Genomic DNA, 11,602 nt, shown 5'->3' with positions numbered 1-11,602 from the left:
GACCTGTATAACGAATATATGGTTACACGAGTGAGAGATGAAGAGGTGAAAAGGGTTGGAGTTTACGGAACGTCAAGCAAGAATTGTAGAAATCGTAAAGAATTCAAGCCCAATTACCGGGGAACAAATCGCTGCAAAGCTTGATTTGACACGAGCGACCCTGCGTCCTGACCTGACAATTTTAACGATGGCAGGTGTTCTCGAAGCCCGACCGAGGGTGGGATATTTTTATAAAGACAAAAAGAAAACATCGCCCTATATGGAACGACTTCGCCAGCTTCGGGTGGGAGACTTCAAATCCCTTCCTATATCTATCCGGGAAAACATCAGTATTTATGATGCTATAGTGACGATGTTTACACAGAATGTAGGAAGTCTAACCGTTGTTGGGGAAGGCCAAACTTTAAGAGGAATGGTGTCCCGGAAAGATTTGCTTAAGTCTGCCTTAGGTAAAACTGATCTTCAACAGGTTCCCGTGAGTATCATTATGACCCGGATGCCCAATATTATTATGACCACAGCGGATGAACCGGTACTAGAAGCAGCGAGGAAGTTAACTCTGCACCAGATTGACACATTGCCTGTTGTGGAAGCCTTTATAGACGAAAAAGGCGAGGAGCGCTATGAAGTCATCGGCCGTTTTACCAAGACGAACGTCACGAAATTATTTGTACAGATTGGGTCATTAGGTGCTCAATAAAGCTCCTTTTTGACCTAAATAATTGACCTTGGAGGTGTGAAGTGGCTAAGGAAATGCCTGTTATATACATAATCTCAGATGCTTTGGGTGAGACAGCTGAATACGTCAGCCGGGCAGCGGCAGCTCAATTTTCAGGGATTCGAACCAAAATTCGCAAGGTCCCCTATGTGCAGGATGAAGTTCATGTGGACGAAATCCTCGAAGAAGCTATGAAAGAGCAAGCGATTATTGCTTATACCCTTGTAGTAAAAAAACTTCGGAATTATTTAGAAGAAAAAGCCAAAGACTATGGATTGCATACAGTGGACATTCTCGGTCCCTTAATTAAAATCCTTGCTGATCAGACCGGCCTTTTGCCAAGCTATACCCCCAATGTGACTCATATATTGGATGAACAGTATTTCCGTAAAGTCGATGCCATTGAATTTGCGGTGAAATATGATGATGGCAAGGATCCGCGGGGAGTGCTCTTAGCAGATGTGGTACTTATCGGAGTTTCCCGGACATCAAAAACTCCCTTAAGCATGTATCTGGCCCATAAAGGAATCAAGGCAGCTAATATACCTCTGGTTCCTGAAGTTTCTCCTCCGCAGGAGCTTTTTAGAATTCCATCCCAAAAAGTAATCGGTTTGACCTTGAAGCCTGATCTATTGAATCAGATTCGAACGGAACGGCTGAGAACCTTAGGATTAGGATCTGGTGCGGATTATGCGAATTATGAACGTATCGTGGAAGAATTGGAATATGCCCGGGGAATTATGCGTAAAGTAGGTTGCCCGGTCATTGATGCCACCGGCAAGGCTATTGAAGAGACGGCATCAAGAATATTAGAGATATTGTATAAGGGGGAGCGAAATGTCTAAGAAGTTTGTTTATTTATTCCGTGAAGGCCAGGCTTCCATGCGAGATTTATTAGGAGGTAAGGGTGCTAATCTGGCAGAGATGACCAATATTGGGTTGCCCGTACCTCCAGGGTTTACCATTACTACAGAAGCATGCAATGATTACTATGCTGGAGGCCGCAACTTTCCGGAAGGGCTGTGGGAACAGATTGGTCCGGCCTTAGCGGATATCGAAAATGCCACAGGCAAGACATTCGGAGATAAAGACAATCCTCTCTTGGTCTCCGTTCGTTCCGGAGCAAAATTCTCTATGCCCGGTATGATGGATACTATTCTTAACCTCGGACTTAATGATGATACAGTAGAGGGTCTTGCTACTTCCACCCAGAATGAACGCTTTGCTTATGATAGCTATCGGCGTTTTATTCAAATGTTCGGAGATGTTGTTCTTGAAGTGGAGCATCATGAATTTGAGAAAATTTTGGAAGATGCCAAGGAAAAGCAAAGCGTACATTATGACTCGGAGCTTACGGCAGAGAGTCTTAAAGGAGTTGTAGCAGGGTATAAAAAGCTCATACAACGCCGTACAGGAAGTCCTTTTCCTTTAGATCCCATGAAACAGCTGGAACAGGCTATTTTAGCCGTATTCCGTTCCTGGAACAATGATCGTGCCAATGTGTATCGGCGAATCAATGGGATTCCAGATGACATCGGTACCGCAGTCAATGTGCAATCCATGGTCTTCGGAAACATGGGCAATGACTCAGGTACAGGAGTAGCTTTCACCCGCAACCCATCCACGGGAGAGAGAGCCCTTTATGGAGAATATCTTATGAATGCTCAGGGTGAGGATGTGGTAGCAGGTATCCGTACTCCTCAACCTATCAAAAGCCTCGAAGATGAGAACAAAGCGATCTATGCCCAATTTGTAGAGACTTCCAATAGCCTGGAAGCCCATTACCGGGATATGCAGGATATTGAATTTACCATTGAACGGGGACGGCTCTATATCCTCCAGACACGGAATGGGAAACGTACTGCTCCTGCAGCTATCCGCGTTGCTGTGGAGCTTTGTCGGGAAGGGGTTATCTCTAAGGAAGAAGCCATTGCCCGGATTGAGCCTGGTCAATTAGGCCAATTGCTCCATCGCCGCATGGACAGTGAGGCCAAATTAGAGGTTATCGCCAAAGGGCTTCCTGCTTCGCCGGGGGCAGCATCCGGCAAAATCATTTTTGATGCCGATGATGCTGAGCGTCTGGGTCACGCAGGGGAAAAGGTCCTCTTGGTTCGGACAGAGACTACACCGGACGATATCCATGGGATCCTGGCAGCTCAAGGGATTTTGACCAGCCGGGGGGGCATGACTAGCCATGCCGCAGTGGTTGCCCGTCATATGGGTAAACCTGCAGTATGTGGCTGTGAGGCACTAAGGATTGATTATACTCATAATACGGTAACCATTGATGGTGTCACTTACCCGGAAGGAACTTTGTTCTCTATTGATGGGGCAACAGGTCGTGTTATTAAGGGAGAGGTCCCCATGATTGACCCTGAGCTCAGCGAAGAGTTCAAGGAATTATTGGGCTGGGCTGATGAGATTCGCACACTTAAGGTCCTGGCCAACGCGGATAACCCCCGTGATGCACAAAAAGCCCGGGATTTCGGAGCACAGGGCATCGGACTTTGTCGGACTGAGCATATGTTTATGGACCCGGCCCGCATACCCATTGTTCAAGATATGATTCTCGCCCAGACCCTACCGGAAAGAGAGGAAGCTTTAGCTAAACTCCTTCCTATGCAGGAAGAAGATTTCTATGGGATTCTAAAAGTCATGGCAGGATTCCCGGTAACCATCCGTCTTCTTGATCCTCCCCTCCATGAGTTTCTCCCCAATGTAGAAGAGTTGGTGGTGGATATCACCAAGCTGAAAATGAAGGGAGATCATGAAGAAGAGCTTTATGAAAAAGAAGCCCTCTTAAGAAAAGTTCGTGCTCTATCCGAAATGAACCCCATGCTGGGGCATCGGGGCTGCCGTCTGGGAATCACCTTCCCTGAGATCTATGCCATGCAGGCACGGGCGATTTTCCAAGCATCTGCACGTCTTGTCAAAGAAGGCTATGAGATTTATCCTGAGGTTATGATTCCTCTTGTTATCCATGTCAAGGAACTTGCGAAGCTCCGCAAGGTCACCGAGGAGGCGGCCCAAGCCGTCATGGCGGAACAAGGAGTAACCTTCTCTTACACAATTGGCACCATGATTGAAGTGCCCCGGGCTGCCCTAACCGCAGATGAAGTGGCCACAGCTGCCGACTTCTTCTCCTTCGGTACCAATGACCTGACACAGACTACCCTGGGCTTCTCCCGGGATGATGCCGAAGGTAAATTCCTTCCGGCTTATCTGGAGCAGAATATCCTCGAGAACAACCCCTTTGCCGTTCTCGATCGCAATGGAGTAGGCAAGCTCATGAAAATGGGAGTAAAACTTGGCCGGGAGGCCAATCCTGACCTAAAAGTGGGAATCTGCGGTGAGCATGGGGGAGATCCCTCATCCATCGAATTCTGCCATCAAATCGGTCTGAACTATGTGTCTTGTTCTCCCTTCCGGGTGCCCATTGCCCGTTTGGCCGCCGCACAAGCCGTTGTAATCAACAAAGACTAATCGAAGTAGGGCTGAAAATAGGCTGGTCAAAGATAGTAAAGCCTTTTCTACCCAAGATTAAGAGACTTATAATAAAATAAGCAAGGGTATTACTTCTTAATGATCTTAAGAAATAATACCCTGTTTTTGAATCAACTGCATTGTAATTATTCTTTATTTTTCAGGAATTTAGTATCCGATCCGCTTGGTTGACAATGAAGTGACCGTATCGGGCAATAACTCGATCTTAGCTTGCTTTGAAAACGTTTGAAGCCCCTAATTCAAAAACCATTTTTCAGCTTCTTCTTTACTTTCATACATTCTAAAATGATTGCCTTTATTTGTTTCCATGACCATCTCTTTAAATCTGCCTTTTTGAATTGTTTCTTGAGGGATAATAACAGCAGCTTTTATACCATAGTTTATAAATTTTTGAATAATATTACCAGCTATTTTGGTTTTAAGTTTGAAGAAGTCTTCTGATAAGGCTGCATAGTGTATCATAAGCACATGTGTCTCATGCTCCCAGCATAAAGCCACCAGATTAAGTGCATCATTCTCAGTACTTAATGGTTCAGTAGTAGAAATCAGTTCAATATATTTTTTATTCTCTATTTCTCTAATTTGATAGTTCATTTTATCTTTTTCCTCCACAGTTTCATTTTCAAACAACTTCTGACGGGTTCCACGGATCCAATTAAGTTCATTATTATAGGTTGAAATAATGTTCTCTGAAATCATCTCCCATATTAAACTTTCCCTAGTGTTTCTATTAGGAGAATGAATTGAACGTCTGTATTTCTCCTGCTGCATAATCAATTGCGATTTGATTTCATTTTCATATTTTGTGAGAATTTCACTTAATTCCTGATTACTTAACATGTCTGACCAGGCAAGTTGTACCAAGAACGTTTTTTTAATTTCAGGAGCCTCTGGTGATGATATAACCCACTCTTTTAGTTCTTTAAGTCCTTCTTCAGTTATGGTATATATTTTTTTTGAAGGAGAGTTATCCTGATGAATCACTTTACTTGTAACAAGCTCCTCATCTTCCATACTAATAAGAGCTTTGTAAACTTGATTATTATTACCAGACCAGTACATGAAGGAGGAATCCTCAAAGATCTTTTTTAGTTCATATCCTGTTGAAGGCTTCCAACTAAGTATACCTAATATTGCTGATTTAATTGACATTGAGCGCACCTCTTTTAATAATAACATAGGTTAACGATAACATATGTTATTACAGTTGTCAATTTAGGAAATTTATTTGCCATGTTGTTGATATCAATGATTACAAAAGTGCTCAGTGATGTGAAAAAGGAGATTAGTCTATTTAGATAGCTGTGGCCTAGGCCCTCTTGTTATTGTCAAATGGTTATAATAGTTTTGGATAATGGGGATAATGTTCAATTAGTTGAATCGGGAGGGCCTGTTGGTTGTGCAGCAATAGGACATATCAGTTATAATTGATGACAAAGGGGGTGCTGTAATGTCAAAAGAATCTGCTCAAACAGGTTCTTCTTTATACATTTGGGCAATATTCATTCGATGATTAAGACCTTAGGTCGTGGTGGTCTTAAATGGAGAGGAACCTTTTATTCTTTAGAAGAATTGAAAAAACAACCTTTTATAAATGATCAAAAATATAAAGAAACTATATGATGAATTTACAGTAGGCGTGCTCAACCCCAGCTCTGACTGGAAGCACGTGGCATGATTCCGACAAAGTCCCTCCACCCGATACACAGGATGTTGAAAAGGAGAAAGAATGATGAGCGACGGAGCGGTTTTTTGGCTGATTGCTCTTGCTTTGTTTGGATTTCCTGCCATTGTACAGCTGCTGCTGTGCGTACTAGCAAAATCGAGAATAATAAAGATGGCACCTTCTGTTTTCGTCGGCATCACATGGATTGTTTGTGTGTTGGGTTCGTATAATGTCATTGATTTGCCGCAAACTTCAACACTAGCGAACGGTGGCTTTATAGCTTTTTATGACTATACAGTGATTGCGATGATAGGAATTGCCGTACTTCTTGGAATCGGGTTCGCGTGGCTTTCGTATGGCGTAATTATGTGGGCGAAAAAGAAGGCTTAGCTCGATTTAAAGTAATAAGGTATTGGAACTTGTTTTAAATTAAAGTTCCAGTACCTTATTTTTATAACTTATATTGCACACCAGTTTCGCCAAGGACAACTATTTTTCCAAGCGATTCTCTTTGTTAAGAATATGTTAATAAATTGTGATGAATTTGTTAATTGGTTTAATGGTCTATATTTTTTATAATTTTAATGAAGAGGTCCAGGCAGAATAGGACACCACGAGAGACTTTGAGAAAGGAGGTAAGCTATGAATAGCGGAGTGGAGCAAGAAAAAACCGGTGTCCCAAGCGGAAAAACTAAAAGAATATCCAAACTATCTCTAATCGTAGGTCTTTTTATAGGATTGTTCTCAATAGTCATTATTGGAGTTCAAGGAGTGCATGCTGTTACAAAAGATTCAAGTTTTTGTGTCTCTTGTCATGTTATGGAGCCTGTTTATGGGACTTGGAGCCATTCATCCCACCGGGAAATAGCCGGTTGTAACGAGTGTCATACGGATCAAACCAACTATGTGACCAAGACCTATACAAAGGTTACGGCAGGAGTTCAGCACCTTTACCACAATACATTCAGTGACCTGCCGGACAGTATTCGCATCGCAGAAAAGAATACGGAAATGGTACAGAATAACTGCTTAAGATGCCATCAAGACGTGGTAAGGAATGTTAATATGGATTCCAGTCGACGATGTTTTGATTGTCACCGCTATACCCCTCATAGCAACTATCGATAGAGAAAGGAAGGTAAAATTGTGAGAAAAGGTAAAATACTCATAGGATTGCTGGCTGCAATGGCCATCAGCATAGCCGCGGTTGGTTGTTCATCGAAAACCACGCAGCCTGTTGCTTTTCGGGCTGATATCGCTCCTGGAACCTTATCTGTAGACGAGTATGCCAAGTATTATCCTAAACAATATGATACATTCGTCAAAACAAAAGAAATGTCCAATGAAGGCAGTAAGTATGGCGGCTCCGAAGAATTTGACAAGCTGACCCAGTGGCCTTTCTTAAAAGAGATTTTTGCTGGGTATGGGTTTGCTATTGAATACAATGAAGATCGTGGCCATGCCTACACCATTGAAGACGTCACCAAAATCAAACGTATTAATGAAAAAAGTATTGCTTCTTGCTGGACCTGTAAATCTGCCAATGTAGCCGGTATCGTAGAAGAAATGGGTGATGCCTATTATGGAGCCAATTTCCATGATTTGAAGGGTAAAATGACGGAAGGCATTACTTGTGCCAATTGTCATGATCCTCAGACCATGAATTTGGTCATTGTCCAGCCCCCTTTACGGGACGCTCTTACTCGTTTGGGCAAGGATCCTGATAACCTGACTACCCAAGAACTTCGCACCATGGTATGTGCACAATGTCACGTTGAGTATTATTTCGCAGGAGATAAGAAAATTGTCACCTTCCCTTGGGATAAAGGTCTTACCCCCAATGATGTCTTGGCTTATTATGAAGAAATAGGTTTCTCCGACTGGAAACATCCGAAAGCCGGTGTCGGTGAAATCAAGGCCCAGCACCCTGAATACGAAACCTTCATGGGCAGCACTCACGCTGAAGCCGGTTTATCCTGCGCGGATTGCCATATGCCTTACACCATGAACGGCGGAGAGAAAATCTCTTCGCACTGGTGGACCAGCCCTCTTAAGCATATGAACGAGAGCTGCATGACTTGTCATCGAGAAGGCGAAGAAAAACTCAAAGAAAGAGTATTCTATACTCAGGACAAAGTCGCCGATATGATGGGTAAAGTAGGAAATATCAATGTCGAAGCGATTGAAGCCATTGCTGAAGCTGATGCTAAGGGCGCTAATCAGGATGTTCTCAACGAGGCCCGTGCATTGCAACGTAAGGGTCAATTCTTAGTGGATTGGGTCGGAGCAGAGAACTCCATGGGCTTCCATAATCCTCAGTTAACCATGGAAACTCTGAATACATCCATGGACTATGCTTACCAGGCCATCAGCAAGGCTACAGAAGCTGTAACCGGTGTCGCAACTCCTAAGTGGGATGTCAAGGCACCTAAAACCAACACAGAAACAATGAAAATAATGCATGAGAAGGAAAGTGCTCCTAAGTCATAAGCAGAATCACTGGATACCCTTTAGAAAATGCCTTCGCTACCCAAAATGTGGTAGCGAAGGTTTTTGTTTATTTTTACACATTGAATATTTTCGCTATCGTTATTATAATTAAGCGTAGTTATACATCTCGTCTATGAAAACTTAAATAAGAATATTGAGATTCTGAGCCAAAAGGGTTACAATCTATATAGATAAAGATATCGATAATTCAAAATTATTGTGCATCAAAATGTTGAGGCCCTTAAAGGTGGTGATAATTTTGCTTGACGAAGAAAAAGGCCTTTACAGCATTGGTACCGTAGCGGAGCTAATTGAGGAGCATCCTGAAACCTTAAGAGTGTGGGAGAGAAATGGTTTAATTCACCCTAACCGGGATAAGTATCAAAGAAAATATTCAAATAACGATCTCTTGCGTTTAAAATTCATTAAGTTTCTTATGAATGAAAAGGGGTTGAATATTGCTGGAGTAAAGCAGATCACGTCTATGTATTCCTGTTGGTACAATCGAAATTGCAAAGGTGGAGGGATGAGAAGCAGTTCCACACCCATTAATGAATCCAAACCTTGTTGGAAGGTTGAAGGGACTTATTGTTTTATAGCTAGTGATAAAAGTGAGCTTTGCAGTACTTGTGAAATGTTAAAGACTTGCGCCAGCTCTTCAGATGGCAAATAGCTTGAAGAGCAGATTGCTTTTTGCCCGGAATCTCAATAAGAACATTGAATTTATATAAATAATAATAATTAGAAATTGAGCTTGCTCTTTTTTCTTTGAGAACCGCACCAGGGTTCTCTTTTTTTACGTCCGGTATTATCCCTTCAATTCAAGGCAAAATGATGATATAATGTATGCAGAATTTTCAGACTTCTAATGAGGCAGGTCTGTATTTGAATGAAATTTACTTAATAAGGAGTGATAGAATATGCTCCTCGAGGAAGGTACTAATACGCGGTTTGCTTATTTGAAGCTGGGCGATACTATAGCCAAGGCAGTGCGAATTTTTCTTGATTTAAAGATCGCCATAATTCCGGTGCTAGATCAAAACGGAAGACTGCTGAGCATTTTCAGCAGAAGCAGTCTCTACCGTGCTGTCCTAAACGGCGCAACATCCAAGGACGTTGTAGACCCTTATCTCATTACCAATGTGATTAGTATTTCTGACGATCTTTCCGATGAGCAGTTGGCAAGTTTTGTAAAAGTAAGTTCCGTAGGTTCAGTTCCGGTCCTGGATAGAGAAGGAAAGGTTATTGGACTCTTATGTAAGGCCAACATGGTGGTGACTTTATTTAAACATTCCGAACTTCTTAATGTTCAATTAAAAGCTATCTTGGATTCAATGCACAATGGTGTCATTGCCGTAGACGGTAGAGGCTGTATCACCCATATCAGTATAGGTGCGAGGCGGATCCTGGGTATAGATTCCGCTTCTTTGATGGGAAAGCCATTCCACGGTTTATTGCCCAATTTGGATATTACCCCTTCCCTTGTCCATGGTGTCGTTCAAATCGGGAAAAAATATAGATGCCGCAATGTGACTATGGTGGTGAATATGACCCCGCTGAATATTGAAGGAAGTATCGAAGGGGCCATCGTGATCTTCCAGGATCTCACGGATTTAGAGCATACGGCAAAGGAGTTAGAAACCGTTAAAGCTTTGAATAAAACCTTTGATACGGTACTCAACATCATTCGTGACGGCATCGTTGTGATTGACGAAAGAGGAAAAACAACCCTTGTCAATCAAGCTATGGCCAATTTTTTAACCCTTCCTCCGGATAAAATCATAGGAAGGCCTATTACGGAGATTTTGGCGTCAAGTCGTTTGCATCATGTAGCCAGTACCGGATTATCCGAATCCAGTGAAGTTCTGACCATACAAGGAAAGCCAATCATTGTTTCCAGTTCACCCATCATAAAAGAAGGAAATGTGGTCGGCGCTGTAGGGAAAGCCGTATTTCCTCACCTTGCCGAGGCCCAGGAGTTGGCGGAAAAGGTACGCTGTTTAGAACATAAAGTCTCGTTTTTTCAGGAAGAATTGCAAAAGAATATGACCGCTCAAACAATCATGAAAGATATGATAGCTGAAAGTCCGCAAATGAAAAGGCTTAAAGATGAAATATCCATTGTTGCTTCCAGCAGCTCAACGGTTTTAATTACTGGTGAAAGTGGAACTGGCAAAGAAGTTGTAGCCCATGCAGTCCATCTTTGCAGTGAACGTTACCAAGGCCCTTTTATTAAAGTAAATTGCGCAGCTATTCCTGAGAGTCTTATGGAAGCAGAGATGTTTGGTTATGAGGGGGGGGCCTTTACAGGTGCCTCCAGGAGTGGTAAGCCCGGACGTATTGAGCGGGCTGATGGAGGGACCCTTTTCTTGGATGAGATTGGGGAAATGCCCCTGGCTCTGCAAGCTAAGTTATTACGAGTATTGCAGGATCGCGAAGTGGAACGATTAGGAAGTACTGAAAGTATAAAAGTCAATGTACGGATTTTAGCAGCCACGAATAAAAAGCTAATTAATGCTATTGCTAATGCTGAGTTCCGATCGGATCTCTACTATCGGTTAAATGTCATTAATCTACATATACCTCCCCTCAGGGAACGTCTTGAGGATATTAAACCCTTAACTCATTTTTTCATTACCAAATTCAACACTATACTGAAAGCTAATGTAATGGGTATAACCAATAACGCTATGGCTGCATTACTTAACTACTCCTGGCCGGGAAACATTCGTGAATTGGAAAATGTGGTGGAACGGGCAGTCAATTACGCTCCCAGCGGTTTAATTGAGCTGCTGCATCTGCCCCATAATATAATTAGCTGTAATCCGCCTATGATCCATGCTGAGAATGACGGAATACGTCATCAGGATAAAATTGGCCAGATTGAGCGGGAGATGATTATGGCGGCGCTTGAAAAAGCAGGGGGCAATAAGACGAAAGCTGCAAAGCTTCTAAACCTTAGTCGGTCGAGACTTTATGATAAATTAAATAAATATAACCTGAGGCCTTAGATGCGTGTTCAACCTGCAGAAGCGTCCTGAAAGCGGTCAATTTCCCGACAGATATGTCCGCTTTCAGGACGCTTTGTGGTCTGGTGCCCTTGATGCCTTTCATATTACTAACATAATTTTGAACTCTTATTTGAAATAAAGCCTGAGTATTAAACTTCTTAGCCAGCCATTGGCACAGAAATTGCTATAATAATCAGAATATTATAAATACCA

The 11,602-nt window shown here is 42.6% G+C and carries 9 protein-coding genes; 8 read left to right on the top strand and 1 reads right to left on the bottom strand.

The annotated features are described in order from the left end of the window. Positions 1-55 precede the first annotated feature (55 nt). The 3 genes from DESPCE1_RS0117680 to ppdK are packed head-to-tail and all read left to right on the top strand — an operon-like array spanning position 56 to position 4,201. Positions 56-700: a helix-turn-helix transcriptional regulator gene (locus DESPCE1_RS0117680; protein WP_014795366.1), complete on the top strand. Its 645-nt coding sequence runs from the start codon at positions 56-58 to the stop codon at positions 698-700. Positions 701-741: 41 nt separating this feature from the next. Further along, positions 742-1,563: a pyruvate, water dikinase regulatory protein gene (locus DESPCE1_RS0117675; RefSeq protein ID WP_014795365.1), complete on the top strand. Its 822-nt coding sequence runs from the start codon at positions 742-744 to the stop codon at positions 1,561-1,563. Next, positions 1,556-4,201 carry a pyruvate, phosphate dikinase gene (gene ppdK, locus DESPCE1_RS0117670; protein WP_019851200.1) on the top strand — a complete coding sequence of 882 codons (2,646 nt, stop codon included), beginning with the start codon at positions 1,556-1,558 and terminating at the stop codon, positions 4,199-4,201. The genes DESPCE1_RS0117675 and ppdK overlap by 8 nt, the downstream gene beginning before the upstream one ends. A gap of 255 nt (positions 4,202-4,456) precedes the next feature. On the opposite strand, the gene DESPCE1_RS0117665 is transcribed toward ppdK, so the two are convergent. Beyond that, positions 4,457-5,374 carry a DUF4180 domain-containing protein gene (locus DESPCE1_RS0117665; RefSeq protein ID WP_019851199.1) on the bottom strand — a complete coding sequence of 306 codons (918 nt, stop codon included), beginning with the start codon at positions 5,372-5,374 and terminating at the stop codon, positions 4,457-4,459. Between the two features lie 577 nt (positions 5,375-5,951). On the opposite strand from DESPCE1_RS0117665, the gene DESPCE1_RS0117660 reads away from it, so the two are divergent. The 5 genes from DESPCE1_RS0117660 (at position 5,952) to DESPCE1_RS0117640 (ending at position 11,389) form a co-directional block, all read left to right on the top strand. Next, positions 5,952-6,278: a hypothetical protein gene (locus DESPCE1_RS0117660; protein ID WP_242831278.1), complete on the top strand. Its 327-nt coding sequence runs from the start codon at positions 5,952-5,954 to the stop codon at positions 6,276-6,278. Between the two features lie 252 nt (positions 6,279-6,530). Continuing rightward, positions 6,531-7,016, top strand: coding sequence for a cytochrome c nitrite reductase small subunit (gene nrfH, locus DESPCE1_RS0117655; protein WP_014795361.1), 486 nt, complete (start codon positions 6,531-6,533; stop codon positions 7,014-7,016). Positions 7,017-7,034: 18 nt separating this feature from the next. Next, positions 7,035-8,378: an ammonia-forming cytochrome c nitrite reductase subunit c552 gene (locus DESPCE1_RS0117650; RefSeq protein WP_019851198.1), complete on the top strand. Its 1,344-nt coding sequence runs from the start codon at positions 7,035-7,037 to the stop codon at positions 8,376-8,378. A 229-nt stretch (positions 8,379-8,607) separates the two neighbouring features. After that, a complete protein-coding gene (locus tag DESPCE1_RS0117645; RefSeq protein ID WP_033422392.1) occupies positions 8,608-9,051 on the top strand; it encodes a MerR family transcriptional regulator in 444 nt (147 codons plus the stop codon). Between the two features lie 247 nt (positions 9,052-9,298). Further along, entirely contained in the window at positions 9,299-11,389 is a 2,091-nt protein-coding gene (locus tag DESPCE1_RS0117640; protein ID WP_019851197.1) for a sigma-54-dependent Fis family transcriptional regulator, read from the top strand. The last annotated feature ends 213 nt before the right edge of the window (positions 11,390-11,602 follow it).

It is taken from the genome of Desulfitobacterium sp. PCE1 (assembly GCF_000384015.1).
Taxonomy (GTDB): domain Bacteria; phylum Bacillota; class Desulfitobacteriia; order Desulfitobacteriales; family Desulfitobacteriaceae; genus Desulfitobacterium; species Desulfitobacterium dehalogenans.
Note: the sequence above shows the minus strand (reverse complement) of the source record. Positions and strands in the feature narration are given on the sequence as shown.